Source organism: Massilia sp. CFBP 13721 (genome assembly GCF_014842025.1).
GTDB lineage: Bacteria > Pseudomonadota > Gammaproteobacteria > Burkholderiales > Burkholderiaceae_D > Telluria.
The window spans coordinates 58,673-83,327 of sequence record NZ_JACYUY010000014.1 but is presented as its reverse complement, the minus strand read 5'-3'; the positions used below and the strand labels follow the sequence as shown (position 1 = coordinate 83,327).

Genomic DNA, 24,655 nt, shown 5'->3' with positions numbered 1-24,655 from the left:
GAATTCCCATGACCCTCCTGAACAACAAGACCCTGCTGGCCTGTGCGCTGGGGCTGGCCTTTGGCGTCGCCGATGCCGCGACGTCGCCCACTACCCCGGCCACCTCCGCCTGCATCGACCTGCGCGGCAGCGGCGAAGCCGGCCGGCTCGACCTGGTGCGCGGCAAGTCCGTCCTCAAGCGCTTCTGCACGCCGGCATCGCAGGTGACCGTGGGCGCGCCCGAAGTGGCCAACGTGGTCGTGCCGAACGCGAATGAAGTCGTGATCGTGGCGCGCAGCATCGGCACCACTAACCTGATCGTCTCCGGACGCGACGGCCGCTCGACGGTGCTCGACCTGGTGGTCGGCATCGACACGGCGCCGCTGCGCGCCCAGTTCGACACACTGTTCCCGCAAGAGAAGGACATCCGTATCGGCAGCACCGGGAACGCCCTGGTCCTGTCGGGCATGGTGGCCGACGCCGAAGTGGCAAGCCAGCTGATGGCGCTGGCCAACGCCTTCCAGGAGGGCGGGACCCCGGCCGCAGGGGCAGGAGCAGGGGCAGGCAGCCCGGCCCCTGCCGGCGTCGGCGCCCCTGCCGCACCCGCCGCCGCTGGAGCCACCTCGGCTCCGAAAGTACTGAACATGCTGACCGTGGCCGCGCCGCAGCAGGTGATGCTGGAAGTGAAGATCGCGGAAGTGTCGAAGTCGCTGGTCGACAAGCTCGGCGCCGCCGCCGGCTACAGCAAGATCAGCGGCGGCTGGACCTATTCGCTGCTGTCGAACCTGTTGACCAGCGGCGCCGGCATGCTGACCGACGTCAAGGCCAACGGCACCAAGCAGTTCGCCATCGACGGCGAGAACCGCGACGGCCTGGTCAAGATCCTGGCCGAGCCGACGGTGATGGCGATCAGCGGCCAGGAGGCGAGCTTCCTGGCAGGCGGCAAGATCTTCATTCCGGTGGCGCAGAATTCGGTCGGCGGCGCGCCGACGATCACGCTCGAAGAAAAGGAATACGGCGTGGCCGTGAAGTTCAAGCCGACGGTGCTGGCGAACGGGCGCATCAACCTGCGCGTGGCGCCGGAAGTCTCGGAACTGAACCGCGAAGGCATCGGCGTGAATACCAACGGCTCGACCAGCGCGACGGCGATCCTGCCGGCGTTCACGACGCGCCGCGCCACCACCACGGTGCAACTGCAGGACGGCCAGAGCTTTGCGATCGGCGGCCTGATTCGCAACAACGTCACCAGCAACATCAAGCGCTTCCCCCTGCTGGGCGACGTGCCGATCCTGGGCACGCTGTTTCGCAGCAGTGACTTCCAGAACGACCGCACCGAACTGGTGTTCATCGTGACCCCGCGCCTGGCCAAGCCGCTGCCCGATGCGCCGCGCCTGCCGACCGACGATTACCGCCAGCCGACCCGCGCCCAATTCCTGCTCAACGGCCAGCACGAAGACTTTGGCCCAGCCGCCCCATCGAAGGAAAAGCCATGAACCGACTCCTGTCCACCGCGACCACGCTGACCACGCTCGCGCTGCTCGGCGGCTGCGTCGCCACCACCCCTGCGGCCGGCGGCGCCAGCGTGCGCGCCATCATGGCCAGCCAGGCCGTACCGCCGCAGCCGCGTCCGGAAGGCGGCGCGGCCGCCACCACCGCCGTGGCCGCGTACGCCAACTACCAGGGCTCGTACGTCACGCCGGCCGCGCAGAGCGAGCGCGGCACGTTCAGCGGCAAGTAAGGATTCGACCATGAAAATCGCAGTGCTTTCGCGCGACGAGCGCCACCTGATCGACCTGTCGCGCCAGCTGCGCGCGCGTCCGGGCAACGACGAAGTCGACATGATCGCCGGCACGCCGGCGCGCCTGTCGACCCTGGCCGACGAGGCCGTTCCCGACGTGCTGATCGTCGACGAACCGCGCGCCGACGAGGACGACCTCGACCAGATCGAGCGGCTCGGCCACCTGTTCCCGCGCCTCGCCTTTATCGTCCTGTCGGGCGACCTGTCGCAGGAATTCCTGCTGCGCGCGATGCGTGCCGGCGTGCGCGAAGTGCTCCCAAGCGCGCCCGGCGCCGCAGTGCTCGGCCAGGCGCTCGACCGCATCGCCGAAAAGCTCGGCAGCCAGGGCGGCGTGCCCGGCAAGGTGCTCGCCTTTATCTCCTGCAAGGGCGGCAGCGGCTCGACCTTCCTGGCCACCAACCTGGCTTATGCGCTGTCGGCGGGCGGCACGAAAAAAGTCGCGCTGATCGACATGAACCTGCAGTTCGGCGACGCCTCGCTGTTCGTCTCGGACAGCAAGCCGCTGGCCACGCTGGCCGACGTCGCCACCCAGATCCACCGCCTCGACCCGTCGTTCCTGGCCTCGAGCATGGTCAGCGTCACGCCGAACTACGGCATCCTGGCCGCGCCTTCGGACCCGGCGCACGCCAGCGACGTCAAACCCGAACACGTCGACGCCATCATCAAGCTGGCGCGGCGCCAGTACGACTTCATCGTGCTCGACGTCGGCCGCAGCCTCGATCCGGTCAGCATCCGCGCGCTCGACCACGCCGACACGATCTATCCGGTGCTGCAGATGACGCTGCCCTACATCCGCGACGGCAAGCGCCTGTTGACGGTGTTCCGCAACCTCGACTACGGCAAGGACAAGGTCGAGCTGATCGTCAACCGCCACGACAAGAACAGCGACATCCGCCTGAAGGACCTCGAAGAAGCCTTCGATACGCCGATCCTGCGCACCATGCCGAACAATTACGACGCGGCCGCGAAATCGGTCAACCAGGGCGTGCCGGTCACGCGCCTGGCGCCGGACAGCCCCTTGAGCGGCGCGCTGATGGAGATGGCGCGCGGCCTCACCGGCGAGATTGCGCCGGTGCGGCCCACCAGCCTGATGACGCGCCTGTTCAAGCGGCGCATCACCGACGTCTGAACCACAGGACCTGAACCATGAACACCCCAGCCTATTCCCTGCGCGAGCGCCTCGGCAACAGCACGCCGCGCCCGGCCGCCCAGCGCGGCGGCCCGATCGACAACCGCGCCTACCACCAGCTGAAAGCGCGCATCCACGAAACGCTGCTCGACCGCGTCGACCTGGAAAGCATGCAGCGCCTGTCGCAGGACCAGATCCGCCAGGAGCTGCGCCTGCTGGTCGAGCGCCTGCTCGAAGAAGAGATGGTCGTCATCAACGACGCCGAGCGCAAGACGCTGACGCGCGACATCCAGAACGAGATGCTCGGCTTCGGCCCGCTGGAAACGCTGCTGGAAGACCCGACCGTCTCCGACATCCTGGTCAACACCCACAAGCAGGTGTACGTCGAGCGGCGCGGCAAGCTGGAACTGACCGACGTCACGTTTACCGATGACGCCCACCTGATGAAGATCATCGACAAGATCGTCTCGCGCGTGGGCCGCCGCATCGACGAATCGAGCCCGATGGTCGACGCGCGCCTGCCGGACGGTTCGCGCGTGAATGCGATTATCCCGCCGCTGGCGATCGACGGCCCGGTGATGTCGATCCGCCGCTTTTCCGCCGACCCGCTGCGCCTGGCCGACCTGGTTTCCTACGGCAGCATCACGGCCGACATGGCCGAAGTGCTGCAAGGCCTCGGCAAGGCCAAGGTCAACATCCTGATCTCGGGCGGCACCGGTTCCGGCAAGACCACCATGCTGAACGTGATCTCGAATTCGATCAGCAAGAACGAACGCATCGTCACCGTCGAAGACGCGGCCGAACTGCAGCTGCAGCAGCCGCACGTGGTGCGCCTGGAAACGCGTCCGCCGAACATCGAGGACAAGGGAGAGGTGACCCAGCGCGCGTTGGTGAGGAACGCGCTGCGGATGCGCCCCGACCGCATCATCCTGGGCGAGGTGCGCGGCGCTGAAGCGCTCGACATGCTGGGCGCGATGAATACCGGCCACGAAGGCTCGATGGCGACCATCCACGCGAATACCCCGCGCGACGCCCTGACGCGCCTGGAAAACATGATCAGCATGGCCGCCGGCACGCTGCCGCCGAAAGCCATGCGCCAGCAGATCAGTTCCGCCGTGGGCGTGGTGGTGCAGGTCTCGCGCCTGACCGACGGCAAGAGAAAGGTGCTGTCGATTTCGGAAGTGACCGGCATGGAAGGCGACGTCATCACGATGCAGGAAATCTTCGCCTACAAACAGACGGGCGTGGCCGACGACGGCACCGTGATCGGCCATGCCAGCGCCACCGGCGTGCGTCCACGCTTCGCCGAGCGCCTGCGCACCTTTGGCGTGTCGCTGCCGGCGCACGTGTTCGAACCACGCTAAGGCGCACGCATGGATCTCACCTTCGTCCTGTTCGTCCTGCTGCTGTTCGTCGCCATCCTGCTGCTGGTCTGGGGCGTGTACGTCGGCTGGCAGGCGCACCGCAGTCCCGAGGCCGAACGCATCGCGCGGCGCCTGCGCGGCGTGATCGGCGGAGAAGCACGCCAGTCCGACGTCACCATCGTCAAACAGCGCCGCTTCAGCGACGACGCCGAACTGGACACGCTGCTGCGGCGCCTGCCGGGCACCTACCGCCTCGACCGCATGCTGCAGCAAGCCGGCTCGCAGCAGCTGGTGGCCGCCCTGGTCGGCTTTTGCCTGACCGGCTTCGTGCTCGGCCTGCTGCTGGCGCTGTGGCTGGGCATGCCCTGGCTGGGCGTGCTGGTGGCGGCCGGCGGCGGCGCCAGTTTGCCGCTCCTGCGGCTGGCGCGCGCGCGTGCGACGCGCATGGCGCGCTTCGAACGCCAGCTGCCCGACGCGCTCGACATGATGAGCCGCGCAATGCGTGCCGGCCACGCCTTTCCGACCGCACTGAAACTGGTCGCCGACGAAATCAGCGCGCCGCTGGGCGAAGAATTCAAGGCCGCCTTCGACGAGGTCAACTTCGGTGTCGCGATGGCCGACGCCCTCGGCAACCTGGCCCAGCGCGTGCCCAGCATGGACTTGCAGTATTTCGTCGTCGCCGTCCTGATCCAGCGCGAGAGCGGCGGCAACCTTACCGAGCTGCTGTCCTCGATCGCCGGCATCATCCGCGACCGCCACAAGCTGGCCGGCCAGGTGCGCGTGCTGTCGGCCGAAGGACGCATCTCGGCCTGGGTGCTGTGCCTGCTGCCGTTCGGCGCGGGCGCCATGATGTACCTCGCCAATCCAGAAACGATGGGCGTGCTCTGGACCGATCCGGGCGGCCGCAAGATGCTGTACACGGCCCTCGGGATGATGCTGTTCGGTGTGCTCGCGATCCGCAAGATCGTGCGCATCCGCATGTAAGGAACCGCCATGACGACCTCTCAACTCCTGATCCTGGCGCTGCTGTTCCTGCTGATCTTCGGCGTGGCCGCGCTGGCCATGCTGCTGCTGACCCGCAATCCGCTCAAGGTGCGCCTGTCGGCGCTGGACGAGCGCGAAAGCGTCGACCGCCGCCGCCTCGGCACCTGGCGCGCGCAGCTGGCGCGCATGGCCGAGCCGCTGGCGAAACTGTCGGTGCCGGCCGAAGGCTGGGAGAGTTCGCCCGTGCGCCTGCGTTTCATCAACGCCGGCTGGCGCGACCCGGCCACGCCCGGCCTGTTCCACGCCGGTAAGACCGCGCTCACGGTCGGCCTGCCGCTGCTGGCCTGGCTGTTCCTGCGCCAGGACCCGGAACGCGCCTTCGGGGTCACGTTCCTCGGCCTGGTCTCGGCCGCCGCCTGCGGCTACTACGTGCCGGACATCGTCCTGAAACGCCGCATCGCCCACCGCCAGCGCGAGATTTTCGAAAGTTTTCCGGATGCGCTCGACCTGATGGTCGTGTGCGTCGAGGCCGGCCTGGCGATGGACGCCGCGCTGGCACGCGTCGGCGCCGAGATCGGCCTGAAAAGCCCGGTGCTGGCCGAAGAACTGCAACTGGTGACCCTGGAAATGCGCGCCGGCAGCGCCAAGGAAAAGGCCCTGCGCAACCTGGCGCTGCGTACTGGCGTCGAAGACGTCGATTCGCTGGCCAAGATGCTGATCCAGGCCGACCGCTTCGGCACCAGCGTCGGCCTCGCCCTGCGCATCCAGTCCGACCAGCTGCGCACGCGCCGGCGCCAGCTGATCGAAGAGAATGCGGCAAAGATCGCGACCAAGCTGCTGTTTCCGCTGATTTTCTGTATTTTTCCGGCGCTGCTGGTGGTGTTGCTGGGGCCGGCTTGCTTGCAGATCATGCGGACGGTGATGCCGGTGGCGACGGGGGCGAATTAAACCCTGGTATCAGGTCTGACATTTGGACTCCCGCCTTGGCGCGGGCTCTGCCTTATCGCCACGCTTTACGGTCTTGATAGTTAGAATGCCGTGCTCGCCATGCTTCGGATAGATCGAGCAAACAGTTGAGTTTGTGTCTGAATGTCAGACCTGACCCCAATGTTTTTAGCTGGCAAGTTCCGGCCAAAAATGAAAATCCCCGTCGCACTTCAGCAAGAACTTGCCCCACCCCCTCCCTATAATGACCAGGTTCGGCGCCCGTCTCCTGGCGCGCCAGTCACTACCAATGGATGAGGAAAAAGTCATGAATGCAAAGCTCGAATCGGGTGTCACAACGCGGCCTGTCACTCGGCAGACCTTCGATGAAGTCCTCGTTCCGACCTACGCCCCGGCGGCGATGGTGCCAGTGCGCGCGGCGGGGCTGGACGTGTGGGACCAGGAAGACAAGCATTACCTCGACTTCACCTCGGGCATCGCCGTCTCGAGCCTCGGCCACTGCAACCCGGTGCTGGTCGACGCAATGACCCGCCAGATCAACACCCTGTGGCACCTCGGTAACGGCTACACCAACGAGCCGGTGCTGCGCCTGGGTTCGGCCCTGGTCGAAGCGACGTTCGCCGACCGCGCCTTCTTCTGCAACTCGGGCGCGGAAGCGAACGAAGCGGCCCTGAAACTGGCGCGCAAGTACGCGCACACCAAGTTCGGTCCGCACAAATCGCGCATCATTTCCTGCCTGTCGTCGTTCCACGGCCGCACCCTGTTCACGGTGTCGGTCGGCGGCCAGCCGAAGTACACCGAAGGCTTCGAGCCGCTGCCGCAGGAAATCAACCACATCCCGTACAACGACATCGAAGCGGCGCGCGCCGCCATCGGCGACGACGTCGCGGCCGTGATCGTCGAGCCGATCCAGGGCGAGGGCGGCGTCATTCCGGGCAATCACGACTACCTGCAAGCGCTGCGCGAGTTCTGCGACAAGAGCGGCGCGCTGCTGATCTTCGACGAAGTGCAGTCGGGCGTGGGCCGTACCGGCGCCCTGTATGCCTACATGGACACCCCGGTCGTGCCGGACATCCTCACCAGCGCCAAGGCGCTCGGCAACGGCTACCCGGTCGCCGCCATGCTGACGACCGAAGAGATCGCCCAGCACTTCAACGTCGGCTCGCACGGCACTACCTATGGCGGCAACCCGCTGGCCGCGACGGTCGCGCTGAACGTGGTCGAGATGATCAACCAGCCGGCCTTCCTGGCGCGTGTCAAGGAAGCCAGCGCGCAGATCTTCGCCAACCTGGACAAGCTGACCGCGGACTATCCACAGCTGTTCGGCAAGGCGCGTGGCCTGGGCCTGCTCATCGGCCTGCCGCTGGCTGATGCATACAAGGGCAAGGCCAAGGACATCACCAAGATCGCCGAGAAAATGGGCCTGATGCTCTTGATCGCCGGTGCCGACGTGATCCGGTTTGCGCCGGCACTGATCGTGTCGGATGCGCAGATCGCGGAAGCGGACCGCATCCTGCGCGCCGCGGTCGACGAGTTCCTCGCCGCCGCCTGATTCACGCGCAACAGTCAATCCCGGTCCGCGTGGCCGGGATGTGTTCGGACCGCCCCCGCTTTGACCCCGCTTTTACCCTAAAAAGGGAGCACCCATGTATGTTGTCCGTCCGGTAGAACTTGCGGATGTCGACGCGCTCGAATCGCTGGCCGCCATGATGACGCCCGGCGTGCACACGCTGCCGCGCACACGCGACACGATCGGCGCCTTTGTCGAGCGTTCGATCGCCTCGTTCGCCGCGCAAGTCGATATCCCGAGCGAGGAGTCCTACCTGTTCGTGCTGGAAGACGGCGCCACGGGCGAGGTCGTGGGGACGGCCGCGGTGCACGCCTCGGCCGGCTCGAACGGCACCTATTTTGCGTTCCGCAACGACGTCATCGCGCAAGTCTCGCGCGACCTGAACATCTCGCACAGCGTGCACGCGCTCACATTGTGCTCGGAACTGACGGCTTGCTCGCAGCTGGCCGGTTTTCACCTGCGCGACCGCGAGCATGCCGGCATCGAGGCAGCGCTGCTGTCGCGCGCGCGCCTGCTGTACGCGGTGCTGGCGCCGCACCGCTTCGGCGACCGCTTCTTCGTGCCGCTGGCCGGCGTGACGGACGCAGACGGCGAGTCGCCGTTCTGGAATGCGCTCGGCCGCAAATTTTTCAAGATGGATTTCCTCGATGCCGAGCGCGTCATCGGCGGCTCGCGCAACCGCACCATGATCGTCGAGCTGATGCCGCACTATCCGGTCTACGTACCGCTGCTGCCGGGCGACGCCCAGGCGGCGATGGGGCAGATCCACCCGGGCGGCCAGCTCGCCTTCGACCTGCTTACCGCCGAGGGTTTCGAAGCGGACGAATATGTCGACATCTTCGACGGCGGTCCGATCCTGGCCGCTCATAAAATGTCGCTGCGTTCGTTCTGCGGCTCGCAACACCGCCGCGTGCAGAATGCACCTGCAGAGACCTCCGAAAACCTCGTCACCTATGCGGTGGCGACGAATGCCGAGCGCTTCCGCGCCATCACCGTGGCCTGCCCGCCCTGCGACACTTCCGACGCCGTCTGCCTGCCGCTCGATGCGCAGCAGGCGCTGGGCGTGGTCGCAGGCGACAGCGTCATTTGCGTCAGAATCTGAGAGAGGCACCATGCTCGTCATTCGCTCCATCGCCGCATCGGACCTCGACCCGCTCATCGACATGGCGCGCGAAGTCGGTGGCGGCATGACCACCCTGAAACCGGACCGCCAGATGCTGGGCGACCGCGTCGACTGCGCCGTGGCCTCGTTCCAGCAAACCATCCCGCCCGAAGAGCGCGACTACATGTTCGTGATGGAAGACACCGCCACCGGCAAGCTGGCCGGGGTGTGCGCCATCAAGGCCGCGGTCGGGCTGAACGAACCGTTCTATAACTACCGCATCGGCACCCTGGTGCACTCCAGCCGCGAACTGAACGTGTTCTCGCGCATGGAGACGCTGTACCTGTCGAACGATCTCACCGGTGCGACCGAACTGTGCTCGCTGTTCCTGCAGCCGGACTACCGTACCGGCTACAACGGCAAGTGGCTGTCGAAAAGCCGGTTCCTGTTCATCGCCCAGTTCCAGCAGCTGTTCACCGAAAAGATCATCGCCGAGATGCGCGGCTACCTGCTGGAAGACGGCACCAGCCCGTTCTACGAGGGCCTGGGCCGCCACTTCTTCAAGATGGATTTCAACCACGTCGACGGCCTCACCGCGATGGGCAAGAAATCCTTCATCGCCGAACTGATGCCGCGCCAGCCGCTGTATGTCGACTACCTGCCGGAATCGGCGCGCGACGTCATCGGCCAGGTGCACCGCTCGACCCTGCCGGCGCGCAAGCTGCTGGAACAGGAAGGCATGCACTACGAGGGTTACGTCGACATTTTCGATGCCGGCCCGGTGCTGCAGGGGCGTGTAAAGGAACTGCGCTCGGTGCGCGACAGCGCGCTGCGCGTGGCGAGCGAGGGCCGTAGCGAAGGCCGCAGCGAGGGTCGCAGTGAAGATGATGCCGAATGCCTGCTGGTGTCGAACACGAAGCTGGACGATTTCCGCATGGTGCTGGCGCAAGCGGCGGTCGACGGCCACGAGATCGCGCTGTCGGCGCAGGAACTGGCACTGCTGCACGTCCAGGCGGGCGACCCGGTGCGCACGCTGTCACTCAACGTAAGGAAGAACAATGGCTAACCTGTCGAACTTTATCAACGGCGCATGGATCGCCGGCAGCGGCGCGGAACTGGTCACGATCGACCCCTCCAGTGGCCAGCAGACCTGGAGCAGCAACGAATCGACGGCTGAGGACGTGCAGCGCGCCGCGCAAGCCGCGGCCGACGCCTTCGAGGCCTGGGCCCTGCGCCCGCTGGAAGAGCGCATCGCCATCTGCACGCGTTTCCGCGACCTGTTGAAGGAAAACGCGGAGGAGCTGGCAGCGATCATCGCCGAGGAAGTCGGCAAGCCGCTGTGGGAAGCGCGCACCGAAGCGACGACCATGGCGAACAAGGTCGACATCTCGGTGCAGTCGTACGGCGCGCGTACGGGAGAAACGGCGGCAAAGGTCGCCGACGGCAATGCCGTGCTGCGCCACCGTCCGCATGGCGTGTTCGCCGTGTTCGGTCCGTATAACTTCCCCGGCCACCTGCCGAACGGGCACATCGTGCCGGCCCTGATCGCCGGGAACACGGTGGTCTTCAAGCCGAGCGAATACGCACCGCGCACGGCGATGAAAACCGTGCAGCTGTGGGAGCAGGCGGGTTTGCCGGCGGGCGTGCTGAACCTGGTGAACGGCGGGCGCGACACGGGCATCGCCCTCGGCCAGAACGCGCTGATCGACGGCGTGCTGTTCACCGGCAGCAGCCAGACCGGCGCCGCGCTGCATAAACAGTTCGGCGGCCAGCCGGGCAAGATGCTGGCGCTGGAAATGGGCGGGAACAATCCGCTCGTCGTCTGGGATGTCCAGGACATCGACGCCGCCGTCCACCACGCCGTGATGTCCGCCTTTATCTCGGCCGGCCAGCGCTGCACCTGCGCGCGCCGCCTGGTGGTGCAGGACAACGAGCAGGGCCAGCGTTTTATTGAGCGCCTGGTCGAAGTCGCCGCCAAACTGCAGGTCGGCGCCTCGAAAGCCGAGCCGCAGCCGTTCATGGGACCGGTGGTATCAAGCACGGTCGCCGCGCGCCTGGTGCAGGCCCAGGCCGAGATGGAAGCGAAGGGCGGCAAGGTGCTGCTGCAGATGCGCCAGCTCGATCCGAACGCCGGCTTTGTCACCGCCGGCATCGTCGACGTGACCGACGCCCAGGGCATTCCCGACGAAGAGTGGTTCGGGCCGCTGCTGCAGGTGATCCGTGTGAACACCTTCGACGAGGCAATGCGCGCGGCGAACGCCACCGAATTCGGCCTGGCCGCGGCGCTGCTGTCGCCATCGGAAGAACTGTGGAAGCGCTTTGCCATCAAGGCGCGCGCCGGCATCGTCAACTGGAACCGTCCGACCACCGGCGCGGCCAGCTCGGCACCGTTCGGTGGTGTCGGTAAATCGGGCAACCACCGTCCGAGCGCATACTATGCGGCGGATTACTGCGCCTACCCGGTCGCCTCGATCGAGACGGCTGAACTCGAAATGCCGGCCAAGCTGTCGCCGGGACTGCGCTTCTAAAGTTGAACATCTGATCATGCGTAACGCTCGCGAATACAACTTCGACGGCCTGGTTGGCCCGTCCCACAACTATGCCGGCCTCTCGTTCGGCAACGTCGCTTCGTTCAGCAATGTGCGCAGCGCTTCCAATCCGCGCCTGGCCGCCCTGCAGGGCCTGGCCAAGATGCGCAACCTGGCCGCGCGCGGCTTCGCGCAGGCGGTGATGCCGCCGCAGGCGCGCCCCAACTTCCGCCTGCTGCGCCAGCTCGGCTTTTCGGGCACGGACGCCGACGTGCTGGCGCAAGCATGGCGCGAAGCGCCGGTGATCCTGTCCTGCGCCTGGTCGGCGGCGCCGATGTGGACCGCCAACGCGGCCACCGTCAGCCCCTCCGCCGACACGCGCGATGGCCGCGTCCACTTCACGGCCGCGAACCTGAACAACAAGCTGCACCGCTCGGAAGAGCACGTGCAGGCCACGCGCACGCTGCGCGCGATTTTCGCCAATCACGATCACTTCGTCGTGCACGACCCGCTGCCGGCCACGCCGGCATTCGGCGACGAAGGCGCCGCCAACCATACCCGCTTCGCGGCGGATCACGGCGCGGCCGGCGTCGAGTTCTTCGTGTATGGCCGCGTCGAATTCGATCCGTCGGCGCCGTTCCCGAAAAAATACCCGGCGCGCCAGACCCTGGAAGCTTCGCAGGCGGTAGCGCGCCTGCACGGCCTCGATCCGGCGCGCACCGTGTTCGCGGCGCAGAATCCGGACGTGATCGACCAGGGCGTGTTCCACAACGACGTCATCGCCGTCGGCAACGGCAACGTCCTGTTCTATCACGAGGAAGCGTTTGCCGACGAGGCGGCAACGATCGAGGCGCTGCGCCGCTCGGTGGCCGGCGTCGGCGCCGAATTCATGCCGGTGCGCGTGGCAAGCGCGATGGTGCCGGTGGCCGATGCGGTGGCCAGCTACCTGTTCAACAGCCAGCTGCTGTCGAAACCGGATGGCAGGATGGCGCTGCTGGTGCCGCACGAGTGCCGCGAGAATGCGGCGGTGGCGAACTACCTGGCCGGGCTGGTCGCCAGCGGCGGACCGGTCGACGAATTGCTCGAATTCGACCTGCGCCAGAGCATGCGCAACGGCGGCGGACCGGCTTGCCTGCGCCTGCGCGTGGCGCTGACCGACGACCAGGCGGCAGCGATGCACGGGGGCGTGATCATGACCGAGGCGCTGTATGCGCAGCTGGTCACGTGGGTCGAGACGCATTACCGCGACCACGTGGAGCCGAAGGATTTGATGGATCCGCAGCTGGCGATCGAGTGCCAGACGGCGCTGGAAGCCCTGGAGCGGATTTTGGGTTTGCCGGGCTTGTACGATTTGAGTTAAGACGCCGCAAATCGAGCGGTGAGAACGCGTGGGCACGAGTGCCCACCCTACGTTACACCACCGTCTCGATCTTTTTCATGCGGTGGTGGTGCACCGTAGGGTGGGCTCTCGAGCCCACGCGGTACGGCAGCAAAGAGCAGATACAGCAGCAAGGGACCGGGACTGGCGCACAACGCGCCGCCCCGATACACGACGACTTACACGCTTCCAGCACAAGGAAGCCAGGGACCTGGACGGGACAACCCCGTCCAATAAAAACGCCGGTTGCGCGCAAGGCCACAAGCCGCGGCGCCAACGGGCGATAAACATTCGCTTTGGAGAAGCAACGATGAAAGACATGCCGCAAGATTTGCGTACCCAGACCCTGAACCTGGTCACGAACCAGCCGGCCGCCGGCGCCACCGACAACGTGCGCGCCCTGATCAGCGCCTGGCTCGGCTCGCTCGACGAGGAAGACCTGGCCGGCACCGCGCCGCAGGCCCTGGCTCCCGTGCTGTGGGACGGCTTCATGCAGGCCGCCAGGCGCGCCGGGCAGGGCTGCCAGATCGCGCAACTGCGCTACAGCGACGGCAAGGGCGGCATGGCCACGGCGCTGCTGATCCTCAACGAAGACATGCCTTACCTGGTCGACTCGTTCGTCATGGCACTGCGCAAGGAGCGCATGCTGGCCGCGGGCGTGATGAACGCCGTGCTGCCGGTCGAGCGTGATGCCAACGGCGTCGTCACCAATGTCGGCGCTGCCGGCGCCCCGCTCGAATCCTTCGTGCTGGTGCTGCTGAACGACGAACTCGAATTCGCCGAACTCGACCGCCTGACCGCGCGCATCCGCATGGTCGCCAGCGACGCCGCCACCGTGCACCGCGATGCGCTGGCCATGGGCGACCGCATGACGGCCGTTGCCGCCGCCGCTGCCGCCCACGGCACCCCGGCCGGCCAGGAAGTCGCCGCCTTCCTCGAGTGGGCCAAGAACGAAGGTTTCGAACCCTTCGGCTACGCCTACTACGAAGTCCAGCCGGGCCAAAGCCAGCTGGTGCGCGACATCCCGAGCCGCATCGGCGTGCTGAAGGACACCGCGCACCCGGTCTACGGCACCTGCCTGGCCAACATCCCGGGCGAACTGGCGACCCTGTCCGCGCGCGCCGAGACCCTGTCGATCGTAAAAGCCGACGTCGAAGGCACGCTGCACCGCGACCAGCCGCTCGATTTTATTGGCGTGCGCAACACCGATGCGCAAGGCAACATCCTCGGCGAGCACTGCTTCGTCGGCCTGTTCACCCGCGCCGCCACCTCGACCCCGCTGGCGCGCCTGCCGTTCGCACGCGGACGCGTCGCAAAAGTCCTGAGTCTGGCCGGCGTGCGCCAGGAAGGTTTCAGGGCCGAGAAATTCCTCGAAATCCTCGAGTCGCTGCCGCGCACCGAAGCGCTGGAAGCCGATCCGGAATGGCTGGCGCAAGTGTGCAGCTCGGTCGTCTCGCTGTACAAGCAGCCGCGCCCGAAAGTGTTCGCGCGCCGCGACGTGTATGGCCGCCACCTGAACGCGCTGGTCTACCTGCCGCGCGAGCGCTACAGCGCCGCCGTCGCCGCCTCGCTGGCGCAAGCCTTGAAAGACAGCTCGGGCGCGCACGACGTGCGCGTGCAGACCCTGGTCGCCGACGGTCCGCTGGCGCGCGTTTACCTGATCGCCCACGCCGCGCGCAACCCGCTCGACCTGGAAACCGACATCCAGCAACCGCTGCTGGCGGTGCTGGACGGCTGGCATGACCGCTTTGCCGCCATGACCAACGGCGTCGAAGAACACGCGCAGCGCAGCAGCCTGCGCAAGATGGGCACCAACCTGCCGGTGTCGTTCGTCACGGCCACCGCCCCGGACGTCGCCTTCCGCGACCTGCAGGCCATGCTGGGCCTGGGCCACCAGGACCGCGTCGCCGTGCGTATCGAACCTGGCAGCGGCGCCGGCAACGAAGCCCACGACGCCTCGATCCGCCTGTACTCGGGCGAAAACGTGCCGTCGCTGTCGCGCATCCTGCCGGCCCTGCAGAACGCCGGTATCGCGGTCGACCGCGAGCAGACCTGGGCGATCACGACCGCCGACGGCGTGCGCCACCACGTCACCGCGCTGGCCGTGGACGACGAAAGCGGCGACAAGCTGGTGAAGGCCGGCATTGCGCCGGTGGCCGAAGAGCTGTTCACCGCGCTGTTCAACAACGAAGCCGAAGACGGTCGCCTGAACGGGCTGACCATCGAAGGCGGCCTGTCGGTGCGCGAAGTGCAGCTGGTGCGCGGCTACATCAGCTACTGGCGCCAGCTGGGTTCGAAGTTCTCGGTGCGCTACATGGCCGAGACGCTGCGCGCGCAGCCGGCCCTGGTGAAGGAATTCGTCACCGCCTTCTTGCAGCGCTTCAATCCGGCATTGTCGCAGTCCGAGCGCGAGCAGGGCACTGCGAAGCTGGCGTCCCTGCGCGCCGGCCTGTCGAGCGTGAACCACGCCGACACCGAAGAAATCATGACCGCCCTGGTCGAGCTGGCGCTGGCCACCGTGCGCACCAACTACTTCCAGAACACCGGCGAAAAAATCATCTTCAAGTTCGACACCAGCAACCTGTCGCTGGCGCCGGAACCGCGTCCGTACCGCGAAATCTACGTGTTCTCGCGCCGCTTCGAGGGCGTGCACCTGCGCGGCGGCCCGGTCGCCCGCGGCGGCCTGCGCTGGTCGGATCGCATGGAAGACTACCGCACCGAAGTGCTGGGCCTGGTGAAGGCGCAGATGGTGAAAAACGCCGTCATCGTGCCGGCCGGCTCGAAGGGCGGTTTCGTCTGCAAGCAGATGCCGAAGGATGCCGTGCGCGAAACCGTCGCGGCCGAGGGCGAATCGGTCTACCGCCTGTTCATCTCCAGCCTGCTGGAAGTGACCGACAACCGCGTGCGCGGCGCCATCGTCGCGCCTGAAAACACCGTGCGTTACGACCAGGACGATCCATACCTGGTGGTGGCCGCCGACAAGGGCACCGCGACCTTCTCCGACATCGCCAACGGCATCGCCGTGCAGCGCGGTTTCTGGCTGGGCGACGCCTTTGCCTCGGGCGGCTCGAACGGTTACGACCACAAGAAGATGGGCATCACCGCCAAGGGTGCATTCGAAGCCGTGAAACGCCACTTCTACGAAATCGGCCACGACATGAGCACGACCCCGATTACCATGGTCGGCGTGGGCGACATGTCGGGCGACGTGTTCGGCAATGGCGTGCTGCTGTCGCGCCAGCTGAAAGTGCTGGCGGCGTTCGACCACCGCCACATCTTCCTCGATCCGACCCCGGACGTCGCGGTGTCGTTCGCCGAGCGCCAGCGCATGTTCGCGCTGCCGCGTTCGTCGTGGGAAGACTACGATAAATCGCTGATCTCGCAGGGCGGCGGCGTGTACCCGCGTTCGGCCCGTTCGATCGATCTGTCGCCGGAAGTGCGCGCTGCCCTGGATATCCAGGAAACATCGCTGGCGCCGGAAGAGCTGATGCACCGCATCCTGCTGGCGCCTGTCGACCTGTTCTACAACGGCGGCATCGGTACCTACATCAAGGCGTCGACCGAAACCCATGCACAAGTGAAGGACCGCGCCAACGACCGTATCCGCGTCAGCGGCAACGAACTGCGCTGCAAGGTGGTGGCCGAGGGCGGCAACCTGGGCGCGACCCAGGCCGGCCGCATCGAGTTCGCACTGGCCGGTGGCCGCATCTTCACCGATGCGATCGACAACTCGGCCGGCGTGGATTGCTCGGACCACGAAGTCAACATCAAGATCTGGCTCGACACCGAAGTCAACGCCGGCAAGCTGCCTGAAGCCGACCGTAACCGCGTCCTGAACGACATGACCAACGACGTCGAAGTGCTGGTCTTGCGCGACAACACACAGCAGACCCGTTTGCTGACGCGCGAAGTGCAGGCGCAGCAGAACGGCTCGGTCGTCGACAGCTACGCCGCGCTGATCACCAGCCTGGAAGCCGAAGGTGCCGTCTCGCGCGAACTGGAACAGCTGCCGCTAGACGCCGAACTGCAGCGCCGCAAAGCGCTGGGCGTCGGCCTCACCGCGCCGGAACTGGCGGTGGTGGTTGCCAACGTCAAGAACCGTTTCAAGCGCATCCTGGCGGCGTTGCCGTTGACCGACGAGCCATGGGCCGACACCGTGCTGCGTCCGTACTTCCCGGCGCAGCTGGTCGCCACCCGCGATCCGCTCGATCACCCGCTGGCCAACGCCATCCTGGCCACCGTGCTGGCAAATGAGGCGGTCAACCGTTGCGGTCCGCTGATGATCCGCGACCTGGCTGCCGAACACCGCATCGACGAAGCGGAAGTCGTGAAAGCCTGGGGCCGCGCCTGGTCGGCGCTGAACCTGGCGCCGGTGTTCGACGCGCTCGACGCCGATGCCCTGAAGGTGCCGCGCGAAGTCTCGATTGCGGTCGATGCGCGTACCCGTGCACTGCTGCGCGCCCTGATCGAAGGCGTGCTGTCGCTGCCGCAGGGCCAGGACGGCATGGCCGAACTGACCGCGCTGTTTGCCAACGGTGACCAGCTGCGCCAGCTGATGCCGGCCAAGTCGGAAGCCGACGGCCACGCCGGCCTGAACGCCGGCTTCGTGCAGGCCTGGAAGGCGGTCGAGACGATCGAATCGCTGGCCACCTTCCTGTTCGCCGCGGTCTCGGTGCAGCGTCCAGCCGGCATGTCGCTGGCCCAGTTCCTGCAGGTCGGCATGGCACTGCGCGCGAAGGCCGGCATCGATACGCTGGAACGCGGCCTGAAACTGCCGCCGCAGACCAAGTCGCAGGAACAGCTGCGCAACTACGCGATGCAAGCCCTGCGCCGCACCCAGCAGCGCCTGCTGCTGCAGGTGATCGACCGCGCCGGCAATGGCGACGCGCTGGCGGCGGTGGATGCCGTCACGGGCGACATGGGCCTGACCGGTTACGCGCAGCCAACCGACCTCGAACAGGCAATGCTGGACGTCTGGTCGCTGTCGGAAGGTTCGAACCCGGAACGCCTGGCGGCTTGACGCAATGAGCGCACCCCTTCAACCCGTAGTGGTGGCTGACGCGGTGCGCGCGCTGGCCGAAGCCGATTTCGGCACGGTCGCGCAGCGCTTTCGCGATGCCGGCTTCGTCGTCGGGATGCCTGCCAAGGGCATCCTGACGGTGAAGGGCGTGCAGCCCGTCACCCGGCCGGCGCTGCTGCTGTCGGTCGGCGTGCATGGCGACGAAACCGGGCCGATCGAAATGGTCGCGCACGTGATCGAAGCCTTGTCGCGTACCCCGCAGGCACTGATGGTCGACCTGATGCTCTGCGTCGGCAACATCGAGGCCATCGCCGCCGGCAAACGGTTCATCGACGCCGACTTGAACCGCATGTTCAAGCCGGACCGCGGTGCGTTGGCCGACGCTGCTGAAGCGGCGCGCGCGGACGAATTGATCGCCGCCACCGATGCGTTTTTCGAAGGCACCGGGCCGGTGCGCTGGCACCTCGACCTGCACACGGCGATCCGCGCTTCCCACTACCCGATGTTCGCGATCGTGCCTGATTTGATCGCCGACCACGGGAAAGAAGCGCTGATCGACTGGCTGGGGCAGGCGGCGATCGGCGCGATCGTCATGAACCCGAAGTCGGCCGGCACCTACAGCTATTACTCCGCCGAGCACCACGCGGCGGCGGGCAGCACGGTGGAGCTGGGCCGCGTCGGCACGCTGGGCCGCAACAACATGGCCCAGTTCACCGATGCGTCGGCCGCGCTGGCTGCCTTGCTGCGCGGCGAACAGCTTGAAACGCGCAGCGCGCCGCACGTGTTCAAGGTGGCGCAGGAGATCGTCAAGCTGTCCGACGATTTCAAGATGGGTTTCAGCCGCGAGACGCCGAATTTCGCTTCGCTCAAGCGCGGCGACGTCATCGCCACCGATGGCGAGACCGTGTACTCGGTGTTCCACGAGGAGGAGATGGTGGTGTTTCCGAATCCGGATGTGCGGGTCGGCTTGCGCGCCGGGTTGATGGTGGTGCGTGTGAATTGAAGTGTGAAGCCGCGGAGTCCGCGGCTTTTTTTTGCGTCTGCGCGTGTGTTCGCTGACGGCGGGCATGCCCGCCCTACGTTACGCAACGGCCAACGCAGGGGGTACACGTAGGGCGGGCATGCCCGCGCGGAACGGTGTCGGCATAATCGTCCCATGTTCGCTAGACTGTCCGGATCGATCATTCCGGAGTCCGCATGAGCAAGCTGTTTTCCCCCTACGCGCTGGGTCCCCTCCAACTGGCTAACCGCATCGCCATCGCCCCCATGTGCCAGTACTCGGCCGAGCAGGGCCTGCCCACCGACTGGCACATGATCCATCTCGGCCATCTGGCCCTGTCCGGCGCCGCATTGCTGATCATCGAAGCGACCGCCGTGACCGAGGAAGGGCGCATCACGCCCGGTGACCTCGGCCTGTGGTCGGATGCCCACCGCGATGCGCTGCAGCCGGTCATTGCTGCGATCCGCTGCCATTCTCCGATCAAGGTCGGGATCCAGTTGGCCCACGCCGGGCGCAAGGCTTCGAGCGCGGTACCGTGGGAGGGTGGCGCCAACATCCCGCCCGACGCGCCAGGCGGCTGGCAGACCGTGGCGCCGTCAAGCGTGGCGCATGCCGATGGCGAAACGGTGCCGCTGGCGCTCGACGCCGCTGGATTACAGCGCATCAAGCAGGGCTTTGTCGATGCCGCACTGCGCGCCCATGCGCTGGGCCTGGACGCCATCGAGCTGCACGGCGCCCATGGCTACCTGCTGCACGAATTCCTCTCTCCCTTGTCGAACCGGCGCGAGGACGACTACGGCGGTCCGCTGGAAAACCGCATGCGCTTTCCGCTCGAAGTGTTCGAGGCCGTGCGCGCGGCGGTGCCGGAGATGTGCGTCGGCATGCGCATCTCGGCCACCGACTGGGTCGAGGGCGGCTGGGAGATCGAACAGAGCGCGGTGTTTGCGCGCGCACTGGAAGCGCGCGGCTGCCACTTCATCCACGTGTCCAGCGGCGGCGTCTCGCCGCTGCAGAAGATTCCGGTCGGCGCCGGCTACCAGATCGCTTTTGCCGAGCGCATCAAGCGCGAGACGAGCATGCCGACCATCGGCGTCGGCCTGATCACCGAGCCGCAGCAGGCCGAGCACATCCTGCAATCGGGCCAGGCCGACATGGTGGCGCTGGCGCGCGCGATGCTGTATAACCCGCGCTGGCCATGGCATGCGGCGGCCGAGCTGGGCGCGCAGGTGGCGGCGCCGCCGCAATACTGGCGTTCGCAGCCGCATCAGTACAAGGCGCTGTTCGGCGAGACGAAGCTGGGCCAGCGCTGAGTTCCCGGTTTTCACGCTTCAACCCGCCAAACGTGCAGTCCGTCGCAGCCGGCGCGACGGCCGGATAAAACCTTTCTAGAGTGTCCTCATCCCGGACCACGACAAGAAAGGTGTTATCCATGCGTACGCTGCTCGCCCTTGCCTGCACCGCCACCCTCGGCGGCTGTATCGTCATTGCCACGCCCACCGAGACGGGCGGCAAGGACTACCAGGTCCATACCCCGTTCAACAGCCAGGCGATCGACGGCAACGGTATCGCCGCGCGCGACGTCCGTACCGTCGCCCCTGTGGTCGGGCTGGACGTCGGTGGTTCGATGATCGTCGAAGTACGCATCGGCCCGACGCCATCGCTGGTAGTCGAGGGCGACAGCAACCTGCTGCCCTACGTGAAGACCGAAACGCGCGGCTCCTCGCTCTATATCGGGACCGAGCGGCGCCTGCGCAGCAACACGCCGTTGAAAGTGACGTACACGGTGCCGCAATTGACCCACCTGCATTCGGGCGGCTCGGGCCACGTGACGGTGCGCGACCTGAACGGCGGACCCCTGTCGGTGCGCCTGGGCGGATCGGGCGTGGCGCGCCTGGCGGGCGAGGTGGCCGAGTTCGACGCCAAGGTATCGGGGTCGGGCAAGATCGAAGCGGGCGAGCTGCGCGCCCGTAACGCCGAGGTCGACGTCAGCGGCTCGGGCGGCGTCGTGCTGGGCCAGGTGCGCGGCGACTACCTGCGTTCCCAGATCAGCGGTTCGGGCGGCGTGCATGCGAATGGCGCCGTGCGCAGCCTGAACGTGCGCGTGAGCGGTTCGGGCAGCGCCGATCTTACCGGCGTGAGTACCGACCAGGGAGATTTGGCCAGCAGCGGCTCGGGCGGCATTTCAGCCACGGTGCGCCAGTCGGTGTATGCGCGCACCAGCGGTTCGGGGCCGATCCGGGTGTATGGGCAACCGGCCCAGCGCGACGTCGGCGGGCGCGGGGTGCAGATGTTGTAGTCGTCGGTGCGCGCCCCGCCACCGACGATTACAGCAGGTGATCGAGCAAATCCGGCCCGAACACTTCGCGGTGCAGCTTTGCCGCCGGCACGCCGGCGTCGAGCAGCGCCAGCCACTGCGCCTGCATGAACTTCAGCGGACCGCACAGCCAGACGTCCGTCTCGGCCAGGTCCCACTGCGGCAGGCGCGCAATCTCCATGCGGCCGGCCAGCACGCCTGTGGCGTCGCCCACGTGTTCATAAAAGATCGCCACGTGCAGGTTCGGCATGCGCGCCTGCGCGGCGGCGACGTCGTCCCGCAGCGGGTGATGGGCGGCGTCGTGCGCGGCGTAGGCGAAGATGACGCGGCGCTGCGGGTGGACCAGGGCGATGCGGTTCAGCGCCGACACCATCGGCGTGATGCCGACGCCGGCCGCCAGCAGCACGATCGGCGCCTCGGACTCGGTGTCCGGCGTGAATTCGCCGAACGGGTGCGTCACCTGCAGCACGCTGCCTTCCTTGACGTTGGCGTGGATCCAGTTCGACACTGCGCCGGCCGGCGCCTTGTCTAGCGCATCCTCGCGTTTCACCGAAATGCGCAGGCTGTCCAGGCCGACCGCATCGGACAGGCTGTACTGGCGCAGCTGGTGGCGCCCGCCCGGCAGGTCGACCGCGACGCTGACGTACTGGCCGGCCTTGAACGGCGGCAGCGGTTTGTCATCCAGAGGTACGAAGCGGATCGACAGCACGTTGGCGCTCTCGCGTTTTACTTGCGTCACGCGCATCGGGCGGGTTGCTCCCGGTTCGATGCCGGCGGTGCTGTACATCTCGGCTTCGGCCGCGATCAGCAAATTCGCCAGCGAACCGTAGGCCTCAAGCCAGGCGTCGAGCAGCGGTTGCGTCGCGGCGTCGCCCAGGGTGTGCGAAATGGCCGCCAGCAGGTGCTTGCCGACGATCGGGTAGTGCTCGGCGCGGATGCCGATCGAGACGTGCTTGTGGACGATGCGGTTGACGACGGGGCCCAGCGCTTCCGGATTGCCGATGTTGGCGGCGTAGGCGAACACGGCCGAGGCGAGCGAGCCCTGCTGGGCGCCGCTGGCCTGGTTGCCCATGTTGAACACGCGCGTCAGTTCCGGGTGCTCGGCCAGCATGTTCTTGTAGAACAGGGTAGTAATCGCAAGACCATGTTCGCGCAGCACCGGGACGCTGGCATCGATATAGGGGCGGGAAGCGGCAGAGATCATCGTAACTCCTCAGTTCTTGCATTTTAAATGCAAGTTTAAGTTTTAAAAAAACGCCCCGGACCTGGCGATCCTGGGGCGGACAATTCGGGAAATCAGGGCGCCGGGCTGGCGGTTGTTCCGCTCCAGAACATCCTGTGCATGCGCACGATCTGCTCGCCGGTGCTGCCGCCGGTAATCGAGGCCAGCGTGTGCCGGTCCATCTCGGCATAAAAGGCGCGCATGCCCGCTTTGAGCACGCCGCGCAGCTGGCAATCGAGGCTCAGTGCGCAACCAGTCGCTTCGCAGTCGACGAGCTCGTCGTCGCCTTCGAGTTCGCGCAGCACCTGGCCCACCATCAGCACATGCGGATCGGCCGCCAGGCGCAGGCCGCCATTGCGTCCGCGCAGCGCCTTTACCCAGCCGGCGCGCGCCAGGTGGCCGACAACCTTGACCATGTGGTTGTGCGGGATGGCGAACTGGGACGCGATCTCGGCCGCTGTGACCGGATGCGGCCGTTCGCCGGCGCGCTCGAGGTAAATCAGCACGCGCAAACCGATGTCGGAAAAGCGGGTCAGGCGCATAAGATGTCGTTAAGAAAGAACACACACATTCTAGCGCAGAAAACTTGTATTGCAAATGCATCTTTAACTAAAACAATTTTCTCAGCAACGCCTGAACAGTCCTATAATCGCGAACTTTGGCGGCGTTTCGAGCTCAGCCATTTCTCTAGCGACTAAGGATAATTTCCGTGAATCTGACACTGGGCCAGAAGCTGATTCGTACCAAACCGGCTGAGCGCGCACACGAAGACAGCCAGGCCCATGGCGGCGGCCTGAACCGAACATTGGGCCTGTTCCCGCTGACCATGATCGGCGTCGGCGCCACCGTCGGCACCGGCATTTTCTTCACGATGGTCGAAGCGGTGCCCAAGGCTGGCCCGGCCGTCATCCTGTCCTTCCTGATTGCTGCCATCACGGCCGGCCTGACCGCGCTGTGCTACGCCGAACTGGCCGGGCGCGTGCCGGCCTCGGGTTCTTCCTACTCGTTCGCCTACGCCACCGTCGGCGAATTCGCGGCCTTCGTGGTCGCCGCCTGCCTGCTGCTCGAGTACGGGCTGGCCGGCAGCGCGGTGGCGATCGGCTGGTCCGATTACCTGAACAATTTCCTGCAAAACGCCTTTGGCTGGGAAATTCCGGCCCACCTGCGCTCGCCCATGTTCGTCTCCGACCACAGCAACCTGACTGTCCACTCGGGCAATTTCAATTTGCCGCCGGTGCTGTTGATCGTCATGTGCTGCATCCTGCTGATCCGCGGCACCAAGGAATCGGCCACGACCAATGCGGTCATGGTGGTGGTGAAACTGGCGATCCTGGCCTTCTTTTCGGTAATCGCCTTCAGCGGCTTCGATGCCGCCAACTTCACGCCTTTCTTCAATACCGATAACAGCAAGGGTTTCGCGGGCATGGCCGGTGTCACCGCCGCCGCCGGCACCGTGTTCTTCTCCTTTATCGGCCTGGACACGATCGCCACCGCCGGCGAAGAAGTAAAAGACCCGCGCCGCAACGTGCCGATCGGCATCCTGGCAGCGCTGGTGATTGTCACCGCCTTCTACATGCTGGTCGCGCTGGCGGCGATGGGCGCGCAGCCGGCGCACATGTTCGAGGGCCAGCAAGCCGGCCTGTCGGTGATCCTGCAGAACGTCACGGGTAAAGCCTGGCCGGCGCTGGTGCTGTCGGCTGGTGCCGTCGTCTCGGTGTTCTCGGTGACCCTGGTGACGATCTATGGCCAGACCCGCATCCTGTACGCGATCAGCCGCGACGGCCTGATCCCGAAGACCTTCCAGAAGGTCAATCCGCGCACTGGCGCGCCGGTGTCGAACACCCTGATCGTCTGCCTGGTGGTGGGCCTGATCGCCGGCCTGGTCGACTCGACCTTCCTGTGGGACATGGTCAGCATGGGCACGCTGACGGCCTTTATTGTCGTCTCGGTCGCGGTGCCCGTGATCCGCGCCAAGCAGGGCCCGAACGCCGAGCATGGCTTCCGCGTTCCCTTCGGCCCGTACGTGGTGCCGGGGCTGTCGATCCTCGCCTGCCTGTACATCATGAAGGATTTGCCGATGGCTACTTTCCGCGTGTTCTTCATCTGGATGGCGGCGGCGATCGCGACTTATTTCCTGTACAGCATGCGTCATAGCAGGCTGAACAAGAAGATGTGACGATGCCAACGCCGCGCCTGACGCGGCGTTTTTCATGGCGCACACAGTACCGGTTTACCGGGCTTTTTCCTAAAAGGGTGATATTCTGCAACGTTGCGCAAGGACGATGTCACAAATGGGCAGCGTCCGTCCTGCTTTTAGTGGAA

Annotated in this window: 18 protein-coding genes; 16 read left to right on the top strand and 2 right to left on the bottom strand. The window is 66.3% G+C overall.

Features of this window, described 5'->3' with window-relative positions; all coding sequences use genetic code 11:
* The first annotated feature begins 8 nt into the window (after window positions 1-8).
* From IFT60_RS14890 to IFT60_RS14820, 15 genes are all read left to right on the top strand, one after another.
* A complete protein-coding gene (locus IFT60_RS14890; protein ID WP_192052831.1) occupies window positions 9-1,472 on the top strand; it encodes a type II and III secretion system protein family protein in 1,464 nt (487 codons plus the stop codon).
* Window positions 1,469-1,717, top strand: coding sequence for a hypothetical protein (locus IFT60_RS14885; RefSeq protein ID WP_192052829.1), 249 nt, complete (start codon window positions 1,469-1,471; stop codon window positions 1,715-1,717). The genes IFT60_RS14890 and IFT60_RS14885 overlap by 4 nt, the downstream gene beginning before the upstream one ends.
* 10 nt (window positions 1,718-1,727) lie before the next feature.
* A complete protein-coding gene (locus IFT60_RS14880; RefSeq protein ID WP_192052827.1) occupies window positions 1,728-2,906 on the top strand; it encodes a CpaE/TadZ family protein in 1,179 nt (392 codons plus the stop codon).
* Between the two features lie 17 nt (window positions 2,907-2,923).
* Window positions 2,924-4,270, top strand: coding sequence for a TadA family conjugal transfer-associated ATPase (locus tag IFT60_RS14875; RefSeq protein WP_192052825.1), 1,347 nt, complete (start codon window positions 2,924-2,926; stop codon window positions 4,268-4,270).
* A 9-nt stretch (window positions 4,271-4,279) separates the two neighbouring features.
* Window positions 4,280-5,254 carry a type II secretion system F family protein gene (locus tag IFT60_RS14870; RefSeq protein WP_192052823.1) on the top strand — a complete coding sequence of 325 codons (975 nt, stop codon included), beginning with the start codon at window positions 4,280-4,282 and terminating at the stop codon, window positions 5,252-5,254.
* A 9-nt stretch (window positions 5,255-5,263) separates the two neighbouring features.
* Window positions 5,264-6,202 (top strand): type II secretion system F family protein, encoded by a 939-nt coding sequence (locus tag IFT60_RS14865; RefSeq protein ID WP_192052821.1) that lies wholly within the window; start codon window positions 5,264-5,266, stop codon window positions 6,200-6,202.
* A 304-nt stretch (window positions 6,203-6,506) separates the two neighbouring features.
* Window positions 6,507-7,751 (top strand): acetylornithine/succinylornithine family transaminase, encoded by a 1,245-nt coding sequence (astC, locus tag IFT60_RS14860; RefSeq protein ID WP_192052819.1) that lies wholly within the window; start codon window positions 6,507-6,509, stop codon window positions 7,749-7,751.
* Window positions 7,752-7,845: 94 nt separating this feature from the next.
* Complete coding sequence (gene astA, locus IFT60_RS14855) at window positions 7,846-8,871, top strand: arginine N-succinyltransferase (protein WP_192052817.1); 1,026 nt, start codon at window positions 7,846-7,848, stop codon at window positions 8,869-8,871.
* 10 nt (window positions 8,872-8,881) lie between these two features.
* The gene (gene astA / locus IFT60_RS14850) at window positions 8,882-9,937 is read left to right on the top strand and encodes an arginine N-succinyltransferase (protein WP_192052815.1); all 1,056 of its coding nucleotides are present in this window, start codon (window positions 8,882-8,884) and stop codon (window positions 9,935-9,937) included.
* On the top strand, window positions 9,930-11,399 hold the full coding sequence (astD, locus tag IFT60_RS14845) for a succinylglutamate-semialdehyde dehydrogenase (RefSeq protein ID WP_192052813.1): 1,470 nt from the start codon (window positions 9,930-9,932) through the stop codon (window positions 11,397-11,399). The genes astA (IFT60_RS14850) and astD overlap by 8 nt, the downstream gene beginning before the upstream one ends.
* Before the next feature lie 16 nt (window positions 11,400-11,415).
* Window positions 11,416-12,759, top strand: coding sequence for an N-succinylarginine dihydrolase (gene astB / locus IFT60_RS14840; protein ID WP_192052811.1), 1,344 nt, complete (start codon window positions 11,416-11,418; stop codon window positions 12,757-12,759).
* 328 nt (window positions 12,760-13,087) lie between these two features.
* Window positions 13,088-17,797: an NAD-glutamate dehydrogenase domain-containing protein gene (locus IFT60_RS14835; protein WP_192052809.1), complete on the top strand. Its 4,710-nt coding sequence runs from the start codon at window positions 13,088-13,090 to the stop codon at window positions 17,795-17,797.
* A 4-nt stretch (window positions 17,798-17,801) separates the two neighbouring features.
* A complete protein-coding gene (locus IFT60_RS14830) occupies window positions 17,802-18,800 on the top strand; it encodes a succinylglutamate desuccinylase (protein WP_192052807.1) in 999 nt (332 codons plus the stop codon).
* Between the two features lie 194 nt (window positions 18,801-18,994).
* Entirely contained in the window at window positions 18,995-20,107 is a 1,113-nt protein-coding gene (locus IFT60_RS14825) for an NADH:flavin oxidoreductase/NADH oxidase (protein ID WP_192052805.1), read from the top strand.
* A gap of 119 nt (window positions 20,108-20,226) precedes the next feature.
* Entirely contained in the window at window positions 20,227-21,093 is an 867-nt protein-coding gene (locus IFT60_RS14820) for a head GIN domain-containing protein (RefSeq protein WP_192052803.1), read from the top strand.
* A gap of 28 nt (window positions 21,094-21,121) precedes the next feature.
* Here IFT60_RS14820 and IFT60_RS14815 read toward each other — a convergent pair whose 3' ends face one another.
* Window positions 21,122-22,315 (bottom strand): globin domain-containing protein, encoded by a 1,194-nt coding sequence (locus tag IFT60_RS14815; protein WP_192052801.1) that lies wholly within the window; start codon window positions 22,313-22,315, stop codon window positions 21,122-21,124.
* Between the two features lie 92 nt (window positions 22,316-22,407).
* Window positions 22,408-22,875: an RrF2 family transcriptional regulator gene (locus tag IFT60_RS14810; protein WP_192052799.1), complete on the bottom strand. Its 468-nt coding sequence runs from the start codon at window positions 22,873-22,875 to the stop codon at window positions 22,408-22,410.
* Window positions 22,876-23,042: 167 nt separating this feature from the next.
* Between IFT60_RS14810 and IFT60_RS14805 the strand changes: the two genes are divergently transcribed.
* On the top strand, window positions 23,043-24,509 hold the full coding sequence (locus IFT60_RS14805) for an APC family permease (RefSeq protein WP_192052797.1): 1,467 nt from the start codon (window positions 23,043-23,045) through the stop codon (window positions 24,507-24,509).
* Window positions 24,510-24,655 lie beyond the last annotated feature (146 nt).